This is a genomic window from Cryptosporangium aurantiacum (assembly GCF_900143005.1).
Lineage (GTDB): Bacteria > Actinomycetota > Actinomycetes > Mycobacteriales > Cryptosporangiaceae > Cryptosporangium > Cryptosporangium aurantiacum.
This window is the reverse complement of the sequence record NZ_FRCS01000007.1, coordinates 248,559-262,587: the sequence shown is the minus strand read 5'-3', so window position 1 is coordinate 262,587 and position 14,029 is coordinate 248,559. Positions and strand designations below refer to the sequence as shown.

Below are 14,029 nucleotides of genomic sequence, written 5' to 3'. Positions count from 1 at the left end.
TCAGCCTCCCCGGCCGGCCGGCTCCGGCACCCGCAGCGCGCCGAGGATGCCGGTGAGCACCGCGTCGGCGGTGACGTCGTCGGAGAGCGCCTCGTAGGACAGCACCAGCCGGTGCCGGAAGACGTCCAGCGCGAGGTCGGTGAGGTCCTCGGGCACCACGTACTCCCGGCCGCGCAGGTACGCGAGCGCGCGGGCGCCGAGCACGAGGCTGATCGACGCGCGGGGGCTCGCGCCGAACATCACGTACCGGGCGAGGTCGCCCAGGCCCACCTGGGCCGGTTCGCGGGTGGCGGAGGCCAGCTGCACCGCGTACTCGATCAGCGCCGGGTCGACGTAGACGCGGTCGGCGTCCCGCTGCATCGCGACCAGCTGCTCGGGGTCGATGATCCGCTGGATCGCCGCGCCGGGCGCGATCGCCCGCTCGACGATCACGAACTCCTCGGTGGTGCTGGGGTAGCCGACGACGACCTTCATCATGAACCGGTCGACCTGCGCCTCGGGTAACGGATAGGTTCCCTCGGACTCGATCGGGTTCTGGGTGGCCATCACCAGGAACGGCGCCGGGACGCGGTGGGTCTCGCGGCCGATCGTGACCTGCTGCTCCTGCATGACCTCGAGCAGCGCGCTCTGCACCTTGGCCGGCGCCCGGTTGATCTCGTCGGCGAGCAGCAGGTTCGTGAACACCGGCCCGAGCGAGACCTGGAACTCCCCGGTCGGCTGGTGGTAGATGCGGGTGCCGAGAATGTCGGCGGGCACCAGGTCCGGGGTGAACTGCACCCGGTGGAACTGCCCGCCGATCGCCTCGGCGAGTGACTTCACCGCGAGCGTCTTCGCCAGGCCGGGGACGCCTTCGACCAGGATGTGGCCGCGCGCCAGCAGCGCCACCAGCAGCCGTTCGAGCAGCGCGTCCTGGCCCACGATCGTCTTCTTGACCTCGTAGAGCACCTGCTCCACCGGTCCGCCGGGGCCCGCGCCCGATCCGTTCGGTGTGGTCGCGCTGCCGTTCCACTGCCGCGTCATACGTGTCCGTCCTTCGAACTCGGGGTCACGGGGCCACTGGTCACAGCGGCGGCGCCCGGCCGTCGCCCTCGCCTGCGCCGAGGGCCGATCCGATCGGGACCGCGAACCCCACCCCGATGAACGTCCCCGCGTCGGTGGGGTTCGCCAGCGCCACGATGATGCCGATGACCTCGCCGCGGACGTTGATCAGCGGCCCGCCGGAGCTGCCCGGGTTCACCGCGGCGTCGAACTGGATCAGCCCGCTCAGCGGTTTCGCACCGGCCCGCGGCACCGTGCGGTTGAGGCCGGAGACGACGCCGCTGGTCGTGCTGTCGGCGAGCCCGAGCTGGTTGCCGATCGCGACCACGTCGTCGCCGACCGCGGCACCGCCGCCGAGCGTCGCGGGGACGACGACGTCGGGCAGCGTCTGCGGGGCGAGCGCGGCGATGTCGAGCGCCGGGTCCGCGTCGACGACGGTGGCCGGCGAGCTGGAGCCGTCGGAGAACGTCACCGAGATGCTGCGGGCGCCCTCGACGACGTGGAACGCGGTGAGGATCATGCCGTCGGCGTTCGCGATGACGCCGGTGCCGAGCGCGCTCGTCTCCGTGCGGCGGGCGTCGCGGTCCACGTCGGAGGATCCGCCGGTGGCCTGGATCAGCACGACCGACGGCAACAGCGTCTGGAAGACCTGCGCGGTCGTCAGCGTCTCGCTCGGGGACGGCGAGGGTGACGGCGCCGCGACCGGCGTCTCGTCACCGCCCCGGTACACCACCAGCACGGTGAGTACCACTGCCCATAACGCGGCCACGCCGAGCAGCGCACGGCGGCCCCACCTCCGGCGGCGCGACGGACGAGCGCGATCGGGCTCCGGCGGTGCCGCACCGGTCTCGTCCGGCACTCCGGTCACAGCCCGACCACCGCGCTCCGCACCAGCCGATCCTATGCGCGGTGTGGTCATGGAGAAGCCTTTCCCTACGTAGGAATCGGCTGTGCGGACAGTGAGAGAACTCCATGATTTCTCAGTTCTGCCCTCGGCGCCATCACCAGCGTTCGGGCCCGCGGAACCACGGTGGAACCGCGGCGGAACCACGGGGTCGCACGATCGGCCGCGTCGTGGCCCGGTCGGGCCACCGTTACCCAAGGAGGGACATGACTCGCGTGCAGCCCCGGGCGGCGATCACCGCCGCCGGGATCCGCAAGTCGTTCGGGTCTCAGGTCGTGCTCGACGGCATCGACCTGGACGTGACCGAGGGGACGATCTTCGCGCTGCTCGGCCCGAACGGCGCCGGCAAGACCACGATCGTCCGGATCCTGTCGACGCTGATCGACGCCGATGCCGGTACCGCGACGGTCGCCGGTAGCGACGTGACCCGCGAGGGCCGCGCGGTGCGCAAGGCGATCGGGGTGACCGGTCAGTTCTCCGCCGTCGACGACCTGCTCACCGGCGCGGAGAACCTCGTCCTGATGGCGGACCTGAACCACCTCGGACGCGCGGAGGGCCGCCGTCGGACGGCCGAGCTGCTCGCGCGGTTCGACCTGACCGACGCCGCCGCGAAGCCGGTGTCGACGTACTCCGGCGGGATGCGCCGCCGGCTGGACCTCGCGATGACGCTGGTCGGCGCGCCGAGCGTGATCTTCCTCGACGAGCCCACCACCGGCCTGGACCCGCGCAGCCGCCGGACGATGTGGGAGATCATCCGGCAGCTGGCGTCCGACGGCGTCACGGTGTTCCTCACCACGCAGTACCTCGACGAGGCCGACGAACTGGCCGACCACGTCGCGGTGCTCGACCAGGGCCACATCGTCGCCACCGGCACGCCGGGTGAACTCAAGCGCCGGATCCCCGGCGGGCACATCCGGCTGGTCTTCGCCGACGACGCCGCGCTGTCCGCCGCGTCCGCCGCGCTCGGCACCGCGACCGCCGACGCGGACGCGCTGGCGCTGCAGGTGCCGTCCGACGGCAGCGTCACCGCCCTGCGCGGACTCCTCGACCACCTCGACCGGGCGTCCGTCGAGGTCGCGGAGCTGACCGTGCACACCCCCGACCTGGACGACGTGTTCTTCGCCCTGACCGGCGCCCCCACCCGTGAGAAGGAGACCGCCCGATGAGCACGCTGAGCTACGCCGTGGCCGACTCGGCCACGATGTTGCGCCGCAACGCCCGCCACGTCGTGCGCTATCCGATCGTGGTGCTGATGTCGGTGGGCATCCCGGTGCTGCTGCTGCTGTTGTTCGTCGGCGTGTTCCGGGAGCTCGGGGCGAGCCTGGCCGCCGGCGACGACTACATCGACTACATCGTCCCCGGCATCCTGCTGATCGCGATCTGCTACGGCTCCTCGTCGACGTCGATGGAGGTCAACAGCGACTCGACCAAGGGCATCATCACCCGGTTCCGGACGATGGCGATCGCCCGCTCCGCGGTGCTCACCGGGCACGTGCTGACCGCGCTGATCCGGACCGCGATCAGCCTCGTGCTCGTCGTCGGCGTCGCGCTGCTGATGGGGTTCCGGCCGACCAGCGACCCGGTCGCGTGGCTGGCCGCGGCCGGCCTGCTGATGCTGCTGACGCTCGCGCTGACGTGGCTCGCGGTCGCCGTGGGCCTGGCCGCGCCGAACGCCGAGGGCACCGCTGGTTTCGGGCTCATCGTCCAGCTGCTGCCGTTCATCAGCAGCGCGTTCACGCCACCGGCGACGATGTCCGGCGGGGCGCAGTGGTTCGCCGAGAACCAGCCGTTCACCCCGGTCATCGATACCGTGCGCGGGCTGGTCGTCGGCGGGCCGATCGGCAACGACGGCATCATCGCGGTCGGCTGGTGCGTCGGGCTCAGCCTGATCGGGTACCTGTGGGCGCGGTCGCAGTTCCGGCGAGCTCCGGTGCACTGAGGCGGGCGTCCAGCACGGCGGACGCCGTACGCAGCACCGCGTCCCGGTCGAGGTCGGCGTACTCCGCCACGGCGGCGGCGTACGCCGCCGCGTCGGCGGCCTCCACCACCGCGCAGGAGCGGTCGACCGCGGTGGCCGACTGGAATCCGGCGAACATGCTGCACCGGCCGGCCAGCGCGACCATCCGGGCCGCGGAACCGGCGGCCGCCGCGCCGCCCCGCGCGAGATCGGCCAGCGCGAGCGCGACGAGCAGCGCGCCGCAGGCCGACAGCCCGTGGATCGAGTCCCCGGCCGCGCGGGCCCGGTCGATCGCCGCGGTCAGCTCCCGCGGCAGGTCGTCGACCGCGTCCGCGACGAGCTCGAGCCGTCCGGCGAACGCGTGCCCGATGACGCACCCGGCGTGGACTTCGGCCGTCCAGCCGTCCATGCCGATCACGTTCCGGTCCGTCGTGCTGCGGAGCCGCTCGGCGGCGAGACGCCACAGGTGCAGCCCGCCCTCGACGTCGCCGCGGCCGGTCAGGATCTCCGCCCGCACCACCAGGTCGAACATCAGCAGTCCGGTATCGCCTTCGCTCTGCCGCACGAGCTGTTCGACCTGCAGCTCCGCCTCGTCGAGCGCGCCGCCGTGGAGCGCGGCGAACGCCACCGCCCAGCGCACCCGGGTCGCGGTCGACCGGGCCTCCAGCTCGTCCAGCACCGGCAGGGCCGCGCTCAGGTGGTGCCGGGCGTCCTCGATCCGGCCGGCCGTGAACGACAGCTCTCCCACGCGCGCGTGCGCCTGCACGCGGACCAGGCGGTTGTCGCCCCCCTGCAACGCCGCGAGCATGCGCCCGGCCGCCACGAGGGCGGTGTCCACGTTGCCCTGTGCCTCCTCCAGGTAACTCCGGACGCCGTTCGCGATCGCGGCGAGCATCGGCTGCCCGCTCTCGCAGAGGACAAGCACCTCCTCCGCGGTGGACACGCGCAGCACGGCGTCGGTGGCGGCCACCGGCGTGGTCGGCGGAGCGGGCGGCAGCCTCCGGAGCGTCGCGCGGGACCGGAGCCCCCGCGTGCCCTGGATGAGCAGCGCCCCGAGGGCGGCGACGGTGACCGCCGTGCGGGTCGGTTCGACGAGGGCCGGTTCGGGCCGGTAGTGCGAGAGCAGCCAGGCGGGCTCGCCGGCGAGCGTCGCGATCCGGCTGAAGTTCGACTCCAGCATCCACACCCCGCCGAGCACGGCGGAGGTCGTCGCGACCGTGGCGCCGTCGGCGCGCTCCAGTCCGATCCGGAACGCGGCCGACAGGTTGTCGTGCTCCGCGCGGATCTGCCGGGCGCGTTCGACGACGTCGGACTCGAACAGCGCGGTGTGGTTCGCGATGCCGACGCCGCGGGCCCACGCGAGGAACCGGTCGGTCGCCACGGCGGTCTCGCCTGCCTCGTCCCGCCGCGCGGCGCTGAACCCCCGCACGGTCGCCAGCATCCGGAACCGCACGCCCGCCGCGGTCTCGGCCACCTTGAGCAGCGACTGGTCCACGAGGTGCTCGAGGACGGGCAACGGATCGCCGTCGCCGAGCACCGCACCCGCGGCGTCCGCGGTGAAGCCGCCGGGGAAGACCGACAGCGTCCGCATCGCGGCCCGGCCACCGGTCCCGAGCAGGTGCCAGCTCCAGTCGATGACCGCGGCGAGCGTCCGGTGCCGCTCGGGTGTGTCCCGGCTGGCGGTGCGGAGCAGGGCGAACCGCCGATCCAGCCGGTTCGCGATCTCCCGCACCGGCAGCACCTTGACGCGGGCCGCGGCGAGCTCGACGGCGAGCGGAAGCCCGTCCAGGTGCCGGCACACCTCGTGGACGGCGTCGTCGGGCAGGTCGACGTCCGGCCGGACCGCCCGCGCGCGCTGCCGGAACAGCTCCGCGCTGGTCCGGACGCTCAGCTCCGGCAGTAAGTGCACGGCTTCCGACGACAGCCCGAGCGGCGTCCGGCTGGTCGTCAGGACGCGCAGGTCCCGGCTGCGTGCCACCAGCGCACCGACCAGGTCGGCGGCACCGCGGATGACGTGTTCGCAGTTGTCCAGCACCAGCAGCGCGTCCGGCCCGAGCGAGTCGACGATCCCGGCGGGCAGGTCCGGTAGCCCAACCGGCCGCCCCGCCGGGCCCGGAGCGGCCTCACCCGCGCCGGGAACCGCGCCGAGGACGGCGGCGACCTCCCGGGCGACGTCCTCGTCGTCGGTGAGCCCGGCGAGCGGGACGACGAACACGGTGCGCTGCGGAGCGTCCCGGGCGACGGCGTGGGCCAGCCGGGTCTTGCCCAGCCCACCCGGCCCGACGATCGACGTCACCCGGGACGTACGCATGAGGTCGACGACGGCCGCGACGTCGTCCGCGCGGCCGAGCAGCGGGTTCGGCTCGTGGGGTACGCCGTGGCGGACCGGCCGCGGCTCGGGGCGGAGCAACTCCTCGTGGACGGCCCGCAGCGCCGGGCCGGGGTCGACGCCGAGCGCGTCGCGCAGCCGCCGCCGGTACGCGTCGTAGCGGGCGAGCGCGGCGGCCGGGCCGCGCACCGCGGCCTCGCAGCGCAGCAACTCGGTCAGCACCTCCTCGTCGCGGGGCAGCGCGGCCGCGAGCGCCAGCAGCGGGTCGAGCGCTTCGGCGCGGCGTCCCAGGCGGGCCAGCGCCATCGCCCTGGCGCGCGTCAGCGCCCGGTGGGTGGGGATCCGGGCGGCGCGGAGCTCGGCCAGCGGGCCGTCAGCACCGGACACGTCGGGCGGGTCCTCGGCCCACAGCGCGAGGGCGCGTTCGGCTGCCGCGAGCGCGGTCGGGTGGTCACCGGCCCGGGACGCTTGTTCGGCCTCGGCGAGCCGCCGCAGCACCGCCGACGCGTCGACCTGCTCCTCGGCGAGCGCGAGCCGGTAGCCGCGCGGCGTGCTGACGACGACGTCCGGCCCCAGCTGCGCCCGGGCGCGGAACACCAGCGCCTGCAGCGCCTTGGCCGGATGTTCGGGCAGCTCACCGGCCCACACGCCGTCGATCAGCCGGTCGGCGGCGCACCCGGCGCGCAGCTCGGTGGCGAGCAGCGCGAGCAGGTCGTGGAGCCGCCGACCCACGACGTCGGCGTCCCGGAACGCCACTCGGGACAGCAGCACCAGTTCGACGGTCACGGCACCCAGGTTAGGCCCGGTGACTGCGCCCCAGACTTCCCACTGGTTGATGAAGTTCCGGCGGCACGTCGGCGGCTCATGGACCTCGCGGGCACAATAATCGAACATTCCCGGCATGAGCAGATTTACTCCACGTATCGCCCGTTTCGCTGGCGTTCTACTGTTCACGCTGGTGCCGATGGGCACCGCGGCGCCGACCGCGCCCGACCCGAGGACGCTCACCACCCCGACGTTCTGTCCCGGCATCGCGTGCGACTTCTTCTGGCGGATCCGGCCGACTCCCCGCCCGGTCCTCCCACCGATCCCGCTGCTGCCGAATCGGAACAAGCCGTGAGCGCGGGCCGCCGGGTCGGGCTCCCGGTGCTGCTGTTCGCCGCCGACCTGTGCCTGTTCGCCAATCCGTCGGTACTGGCCGGTCTCGGTCGTCCCGGCCCGCTGTTCGCCGTCCTGGTCGCCGCGTCCGGCTTCGTCGCGCTGGTCTGGCGCGACCGGGCGCCGGTCGCGGTGCTGTGGGTGACCTGCAGCGAGGTCGTCCTGCTGTTCTGCCTGGCCACCAACGGTCTCGTCCCGCACTACATGCCGACGCTGAGCGTGCTGCTCGCGACCTACACGCTGGGCGCGCTCCGCATCCGGTCGGCCCGCTACCTGCCGCTGGCGATCGTGGCGCTGAGCGCGACCGCGCTCGACGTGATGGCGTGGAACGGCGTGGAGCCGGAGATCTCCGGCCGGGCGACGATCGTCGTGGGCTGTGCGCTCTCCGGGCTCGGCGCGTGGACCGCGGGGCGCACCCGGATGGCCGGGGCGCGCCAGGAGGCGTTGCTCGAGGTCGGGGCACTCGCGGTGGCCCAGCGGGCCGTCGCGCAGGAGCGGCTGGAGGCAGCCAGGGCGTCGCAGCACGCGCTCGCCGACGCGGTCAGCGCGATGGTCATGCAGGCCGCGGGCGCCGGCCAGGTGCTGCGCCGCGACCCGAGCCGCACCGCCACCGCGCTGCGTCGCATCGAGCTGATCGGCGGCCAGGCCATGCGTGAGCTGCGCCAGGCGCTCGCCGCGGTGCCCGCCGGGCCGCCGGCTCCGGCGCTCGAGGTCGAGCAGTGCCTGCCGCCGGCCCCGCGCGGACGCCGCCGGGCGCGCCGTTCGCCGGACATGATGCAGTGGGTGCTCACCCACGTGGCGCGGCGATGAGCGTCGCTCTGTGTCCGGGCCCGCGCGTGGTGCGGGTGCTCGTCGCCGATCCGATCGACGGTTACCTCGACGGCGTCACGATGCTGCTGCGCGACGCGGTCGTCCCGACGCCCGCCGGGCCGGTGGCGCTCACGCTGGTCGCCACCACCCGGTGGGGTGACGACGCGGTCGACCTGGCCCGGCGGCACGAACCGGACGTCGTCGTCATCGACGCGCGGCTGCTCGAGGTCCCGGACCGCGACATCGTGCACGAGCTGGGCACGGTCCTGGCCCGGCGGCAGGTCCACGTGCTGGTGCTCGTCCCGCCGGGTGCGGACGGCGTGCTCGGCGGGGCATTCCGCGCCGGCGCCCGCGGGTTCCTGATCCGGGAGACCGCCTCGGCGCACCTGGCGGACGCGATCTGCACGGTGTCGCGCGGGCACTGCTGGATCGAGGGGGCGGTCAGCACCCGGCTGCTCCCGCCGCTCGCCGAGGTCGCCGACACCCGGGCCGCCGCCTCCGCCGAAGTGCACCGGATCGAGCAACGCCTGCGCACGCTCACCCGGTCGCAGCACGAGGTGCTCACCCACTACGCCCAGGGGCGGCGTCCGCCGGAGATCGCGTCGCTGCGGAGTTGCTCGGTGGAGAACGTCCGGAGCCACCTGTACGCCGGTAAGCGCCGGCTGGACGCGACGGACCTCGCGCTGGTGGTGACCGCGTTCTTCACGACCGGCGCGATCCGCCTGCCCCGTCTCGACCTGGCCGAGACCCGTCATTAGCCCTCCGACCCATCCTCGACCCTGGAGCGTTCCGTGGCCCACTCGACGGATCCCGCGCGACCGCCGGTGTTCATCAGCTACCGGCGACGCGACACCGCGAACGTCGCGGGCCGCCTGGCCGACCGCCTCGCTCAGGAACACGGCGAGGACCGGGTCTTCCTCGACGTCGATTCGACGCAGATCGGCGCCGACGTGGTGTCCGAGGTCCGGCGCCGGATCCGGGCCAGCGGCGTGCTCGTGATGCTGATCGGCTACCGGTGGCACGGCCCGCGCGTCACCGGCCCCCGGCTGCACGACCCGGAGGACGTCGTCCGGATCGAGATCGAGGAGGCGCGGCGGTTCGGGGTCCCGGTGGTGCCGGTGCTCGTCGACGGCGCGCCGATGCCGTCAGCCACCCAGCTGCCGCCGTCGATCCAGGACGTCGCGCGGCTGGCCGCCGCGCGCCTGCGATACGACATGTTCCGCTATGACGTGGTCCCGCTGCTGGAGACGATCCGGCGGATCCTCGGCGCCCGCGCGGGCTCCGGGCGTCCGCGCGGAACGGGCCGGTCACGCGGGGGCGGCCGGGTCAGGCGCGCGCGACCACGTCGTCGGCGGCGAGGCGCGCGGACCGCGCCGTGCCCCACGCACCCAGCGGACGCAGGGCCTCGTTGAGCGAGGTGCCGTCTGCGGTCAGCGAGTACTCCACCCGGGGCGGCACCTCGCGGTACACCTCGCGGTGGATCAGGCCGTCCTCCTCCATCTCGCGCAGGTGCTGGATCAGCATCTTCTCGCTGACGCCGGGCAGCCCGCGCCGCAGCTCGCCGAAGCGTCGGGTGCCGTAGTTGTCCAGCTCCCAGAGGATCAGCGACTTCCACTTCCCCGACACCACGTCCATCGCGGCGTCGATCCCGCAGATGTACGGCCCTCGCCGCGCGCTCGCGCCCATATCGCCCCCTGACCTCAATACTTACGAAAAAGTAAGTATTGAACAAAATAGTAGGTACTTGTTGCACAGTAGGTGTCCACCGAGGATTTGGTCGACCCGTTACCGACCTCGGAGGGATCGATCTCGATGACCACCAGCACCACGTTCCTCGGGCTGGGAGCGATGGGCAGCGCGCTGGCCGCGGCCACGCTGGACGCCGGCGACCGCGTCACCGTCTGGAACCGCAGCCCGGAACGCGCCCGCGACCTCGGCGCGCGCGGCGCCCGCGTGGCCGGCACCGTCGCCGAGGCGGTGGCCGACGACGGCGTGATCGTCGCGTGCCTGTTCGACCACCGCTCGGTCCACGATGTACTCGATCCGGTGATCACCCGGCTATCCGGCCGGACCGTGGTCAACCTGACCACGTCGACGCCGGACGAGGCCCGCGAGCTCGCCACCTGGGCCGACAAGCACGGCGTCACCTACCTCGACGGCGCGATCATGGCCGTGCCGGAGATGATCGGCGGCCCGGCGTCGGCGCTGTTCTACAGCGGCTCGGAGAGCGCGTTCACCGACCATCGGGACCTGCTCGACCGGTGGGGCACGAGCACCTGGTTCGGCCCGGACGCCGGCCTGGCCTCGCTGTACGACCTCGCGATGCTCACCGGCATGTACACGATGTTCGCCGGGTTCCTGCACGGCGCCGCGATGGTCGGCACCGCCGGGGTGCCCGCGGCCGAGTTCGCGGCCCGGCAGGCACCGTTCCTCGCCGCGATGACCGAGCAGCTCGCCGAGCTCGCCGCCACCGTCGACGCCCGCGAGTACACCGGCCCCGACCAGCAGAGCCTGCGTTTCACCGACACCGCGCTGTCCGCCCTCCGGCGGGCGAGCACCGACCAGGGCGTCGCCGACGACCTGCTCGTGCCGGTGCACGACCTGGTCCGCCGCCAGATCGCGGCCGGGTTCGGCGCGCACGGCACCGCGCGGATGTTCGAAGGACTGAGGAGCAGCCGATGACCCCCGCGCCCGTCACGGTGATCGGCATCGGTCCGATGGGCCGCGCGATGGCCGCCGCGCTGCTCCGCGCGGGTCACCCGGTCACGATCTGGAACCGGACGCCGAGCCGTGGCGACGAGCTGGTCGCGGCAGGCGCCACCCGTGCGGCCGGTCCCGCGCAGGCCGTCGCCGCGAGCGAGCTGGTGATCCTGAGCCTCACCGACTACCCGGCGATGTACGACATCCTCGGTTCGGTCCCGCTGGACGGCACCGTGCTCGTCAACCTGAGCTCGGACACCCCGGCCGCGTCCCGGCAGGCCGCCCAGTGGGCCACCGACCGCGGGGCGCGGTTCGTCACCGGGGGCGTGATGGTGCCGGCACCCATCGTCGGCACGCCCGGCGCGTACGTGTACTACAGCGGCCCGCCGGACGTGTTCGACGCGCACGCCGCCGCACTCCGGGTGATCGGCGAGCCGAAGTACCTCGGGGATGACCCCGGCCTGGCCCAGCTGTTCTACCAGGCTCACCTGGACGTGTTCCTCACCGCGCTGTCCAGCCTGCTGCACGCGACCGCGCTGGTCACCGCCGCCGGGGTCCGGGCGGCCGACTTCCTGCCGGACGCGCTGGGCACGCTGACCGACATCCCGGCGATGATCGGCGACGGAGCCGAGCTGGCGCGGAGCCTGGAGGCCGGTGAGCACCCGGGCGAGTTGAGCACGGCGCGGATGATGGGCGCCACCGCGGACCACATCCTGCGCACCGCGACGGCGTCCGGCGTCGATCCGGGCCTGGCGGCGGCGGTGAAGTCGCAGTACGACCGCGCGATCGCGGCCGGCCACGGCGACGACAATTGGACCGCGCTGTACGAGGTGATCAGGGCGCGCTGAAGTTCTTCGGGTGCGAGACAACCCGGGAGGCGGCGCCGTTCGTCCATCCGGTCGAGGGAGGTGCCGATGCATCGACGGACGCTCGACGCGGAGTTCGCCGGCTTCGTCCGGGACAACCGGGTGGACCTGGTACGGACCGCACGGCTGCTCACCTGCGGGGACGTGCACCGGGCCGAGGACCTGGTGCAGTCCGCGCTGGTCCGGGCCTACGTGGCGTGGAACCGGATCCGCGGCAGCGACCATCCGGTCGCGTACGTCCGGCGGAGCATCGTCAACGCCCACATCGACGAGAGCCGCCGGCCGTTCTGGCGCCGCGAACGGTCGGTGGCCGAGCCACCGGAGTTCGGGGCGCCGGAGTCCCCGCCGGACGATCTCGGTGACGCGGTGCGGGCCGCGCTCGGCTCGCTCCCGCCGAAGATGCGGGCGGTCGTCGTCCTGCGGCACTGGCTCGACCTGAGCGTCGAGCAGACCGCCGAGTGGCTCGGCTGCACCGAGGGGACCGTCAAGAGCCAGAACGCCAAGGCCGTCGCGAAGCTGCGGCATCTCCTGGCTCCCGACGGCGCCCCGGCACCCGTCCCAGTCCACGCCGGGCGGAGGTCCCGATGAACGACATCAAGCACCTGCTCACCGCTGCCCTGAACGAGGAGCCCGCGCGCATGACGACCGACCTCCAGTCCCCGCCCGTCGACCCCACCGACGACCTGGCCCGCGGCCGACGCCGGGTGCTGCGACGCCGGGCCGCGATCGCCGGCGGGGTCGCCGCCGCGGCCCTGCTCGTGGGAGGCGTCGCCACCGTCGCCGGCCTCGACGCGGGCGGCGACGGCACCACCGGGGTGGCGACGACCGAGCACCGCACCACCGTGCGAACCCAGGAGGTCACGCTCGTCGCCTACACCGGGGAGCAGCCCAAGGGGTACCGTGTCGAGCAGCTGCCGGACGGCTGGGTGATCCAGGGCGGTTCGGAGGCCTCGCTGACGATCGCCCCCGCGAACGCCGCCGACCAGAACCCGGACTCGTTCGTGAACAAGCTGACCGTGCTCTCAGCGTCGTCGGACACCCCACCCGAGACGCTCACCGAAGGCACCCCGGTGCCGATGAGTGGCGGCACCGGCTACTTCCGCGACGCGGGGGACGGCGTCCAGATCTTCACCTACCAAGACCCGTCGGGCCGCTGGGTGCAGATCCAGGTTCCCGCCCAACTGCATTGGGACGCCGCCCGCAGCGCCGCGTTCGCCGAGGGCATCACCGTCGTCAACGGCGCGGGCGACTCGCACGGCTGACCGTCCACTCTCGGCGCTGCACACTTTGTGCCCCTCCAGGGGAACAAAGTGTGCAGCGCTCAGCGGCGCCACGCGGGGTACGCGTCGGCCGCGAACGTCCGGAAGCTGGCCGGGGGGCGGCCGGTGACCGTGGCCACGTCGTCGTTCACCAGGCCGAACGCCCCGCTGGTGAGCGCGTGGACGTAGACATCGCTGATCGGCTCGGCCACCTCCGCCGGAATGCCCGAGGCGACGAGCCGGTCCCGCACCTCGTCCCGCCCGGACTCCACGTGGCGAATCGGCCGGCCCGCCGCGTCCGAGATGAACGCGGTGACCTGAGCCATCGTCAGCGGTTCCGGGCCCACCAGCGTGTACCCCTTCCCCTCGTGGCCGTTCTCGGTCAGCGTGACGGCCGCCACCTCGGCGATGTCATCGGCGGACACCCAGGAGACGACGCCCTCGCCGCCGGGGAGGTCGATCTCGTCGCGGTCGCGGATGCCGTCGACGATCCGCATCCAGTGCCGCTCGGAGAAGTTCTGCATGAACGCGCCGGGCCGCAGGATCGTGTGCGGCACGCCGCAGGACTCCACCGCGAGCTCGACCCGGCGCAGCAGGTCGTCGTCCGGTGCCTGGTCGACGCCGAGCGCCGAGAGCAGAACGACCCGCCGGACGCCGTCCTCCGCGGCGCCGTCGAGCAGCGCGCGCACGTTCTCGGCCTCGTCGCCGGCCCGGCCCGGATCGCCGTAGACGAGGTAGATCGCGGTCGCGCCCTTGCGGGCGGCCTCGTACGTGCTCGGGTCCGCCCAGTCGAACGCGACCTCCTCGACGCCCGGCGGCGCCTCGGCGGGAGCCCGGACCGCCGCCCGTACGGTGGTGCCGCGGCGGACGAGCAGGGGTATCAAACGACGCCCGGTCTTGCCGGTGGCGCCGGTCACCAGAATGGTGCCAGTCACGGAAGCCTCCGCTGATCAGCGATGTGGACTGTTCGACGATAGGTACGGCTTCGCGGGACGTACCATGCCAGTT

Annotated in this window: 15 protein-coding genes; 10 read left to right on the top strand and 5 right to left on the bottom strand. The window is 73.4% G+C overall.

What is annotated here, in order from left to right; genetic code table 11:
- Together BUB75_RS24095 and BUB75_RS24090 are read right to left on the bottom strand one after the other, a co-directional pair.
- The gene (locus tag BUB75_RS24095) at positions 1-1,020 is read right to left on the bottom strand and encodes an AAA family ATPase (protein WP_073260055.1); all 1,020 of its coding nucleotides are present in this window, start codon (positions 1,018-1,020) and stop codon (positions 1-3) included.
- A gap of 40 nt (positions 1,021-1,060) precedes the next feature.
- Positions 1,061-1,906 (bottom strand): S1C family serine protease, encoded by an 846-nt coding sequence (locus tag BUB75_RS24090; protein ID WP_218617733.1) that lies wholly within the window; start codon positions 1,904-1,906, stop codon positions 1,061-1,063.
- Between the two features lie 242 nt (positions 1,907-2,148).
- Here BUB75_RS24090 and BUB75_RS24085 point away from each other — a divergent pair, with 242 nt between their 5' ends.
- Both BUB75_RS24085 and BUB75_RS24080 read left to right on the top strand, forming a co-directional pair.
- Positions 2,149-3,108, top strand: coding sequence for an ATP-binding cassette domain-containing protein (locus BUB75_RS24085; protein WP_073260054.1), 960 nt, complete (start codon positions 2,149-2,151; stop codon positions 3,106-3,108).
- Positions 3,105-3,881, top strand: coding sequence for an ABC transporter permease (locus BUB75_RS24080; RefSeq protein WP_073260053.1), 777 nt, complete (start codon positions 3,105-3,107; stop codon positions 3,879-3,881). The genes BUB75_RS24085 and BUB75_RS24080 overlap by 4 nt, the downstream gene beginning before the upstream one ends.
- Here the strand turns inward: BUB75_RS24080 and BUB75_RS24075 are convergent.
- On the bottom strand, positions 3,823-7,014 hold the full coding sequence (locus tag BUB75_RS24075; protein ID WP_073260258.1) for an ATP-binding protein: 3,192 nt from the start codon (positions 7,012-7,014) through the stop codon (positions 3,823-3,825). The genes BUB75_RS24080 and BUB75_RS24075 overlap by 59 nt on opposite strands.
- A gap of 115 nt (positions 7,015-7,129) precedes the next feature.
- Between BUB75_RS24075 and BUB75_RS45410 the strand changes: the two genes are divergently transcribed.
- From BUB75_RS45410 to BUB75_RS24060, 4 genes are read left to right on the top strand one after another with little or no spacing between them, the layout of a single operon-like run.
- Positions 7,130-7,348, top strand: coding sequence for a hypothetical protein (locus BUB75_RS45410; RefSeq protein ID WP_143175371.1), 219 nt, complete (start codon positions 7,130-7,132; stop codon positions 7,346-7,348).
- Complete coding sequence (locus BUB75_RS24070) at positions 7,345-8,196, top strand: sensor histidine kinase (protein ID WP_073260052.1); 852 nt, start codon at positions 7,345-7,347, stop codon at positions 8,194-8,196. Before BUB75_RS45410 ends, BUB75_RS24070 begins: the two co-directional genes overlap by 4 nt.
- Positions 8,193-8,954: a sigma factor-like helix-turn-helix DNA-binding protein gene (locus BUB75_RS24065; protein WP_143175370.1), complete on the top strand. Its 762-nt coding sequence runs from the start codon at positions 8,193-8,195 to the stop codon at positions 8,952-8,954. The genes BUB75_RS24070 and BUB75_RS24065 overlap by 4 nt, the downstream gene beginning before the upstream one ends.
- 33 nt (positions 8,955-8,987) lie before the next feature.
- Complete coding sequence (locus BUB75_RS24060; RefSeq protein WP_073260050.1) at positions 8,988-9,608, top strand: toll/interleukin-1 receptor domain-containing protein; 621 nt, start codon at positions 8,988-8,990, stop codon at positions 9,606-9,608.
- Here the strand turns inward: BUB75_RS24060 and BUB75_RS24055 are convergent.
- Positions 9,523-9,882 carry a winged helix-turn-helix transcriptional regulator gene (locus tag BUB75_RS24055; RefSeq protein ID WP_073260049.1) on the bottom strand — a complete coding sequence of 120 codons (360 nt, stop codon included), beginning with the start codon at positions 9,880-9,882 and terminating at the stop codon, positions 9,523-9,525. The genes BUB75_RS24060 and BUB75_RS24055 overlap by 86 nt on opposite strands.
- Before the next feature lie 126 nt (positions 9,883-10,008).
- Between BUB75_RS24055 and BUB75_RS24050 the strand changes: the two genes are divergently transcribed.
- From BUB75_RS24050 to BUB75_RS24035, 4 genes are all read left to right on the top strand, one after another.
- The gene (locus BUB75_RS24050) at positions 10,009-10,878 is read left to right on the top strand and encodes an NAD(P)-dependent oxidoreductase (RefSeq protein ID WP_073260257.1); all 870 of its coding nucleotides are present in this window, start codon (positions 10,009-10,011) and stop codon (positions 10,876-10,878) included.
- Complete coding sequence (locus BUB75_RS24045) at positions 10,875-11,744, top strand: NAD(P)-dependent oxidoreductase (RefSeq protein WP_073260048.1); 870 nt, start codon at positions 10,875-10,877, stop codon at positions 11,742-11,744. Before BUB75_RS24050 ends, BUB75_RS24045 begins: the two co-directional genes overlap by 4 nt.
- Positions 11,745-11,810: 66 nt before the next feature.
- Positions 11,811-12,350: a SigE family RNA polymerase sigma factor gene (locus tag BUB75_RS24040; RefSeq protein ID WP_073260047.1), complete on the top strand. Its 540-nt coding sequence runs from the start codon at positions 11,811-11,813 to the stop codon at positions 12,348-12,350.
- Complete coding sequence (locus tag BUB75_RS24035) at positions 12,347-13,024, top strand: hypothetical protein (RefSeq protein WP_073260046.1); 678 nt, start codon at positions 12,347-12,349, stop codon at positions 13,022-13,024. The genes BUB75_RS24040 and BUB75_RS24035 overlap by 4 nt, the downstream gene beginning before the upstream one ends.
- A gap of 59 nt (positions 13,025-13,083) precedes the next feature.
- On the opposite strand, the gene BUB75_RS24030 is transcribed toward BUB75_RS24035, so the two are convergent.
- Positions 13,084-13,956, bottom strand: coding sequence for an SDR family oxidoreductase (locus BUB75_RS24030; protein ID WP_073260045.1), 873 nt, complete (start codon positions 13,954-13,956; stop codon positions 13,084-13,086).
- Positions 13,957-14,029: the final 73 nt, after the last annotated feature.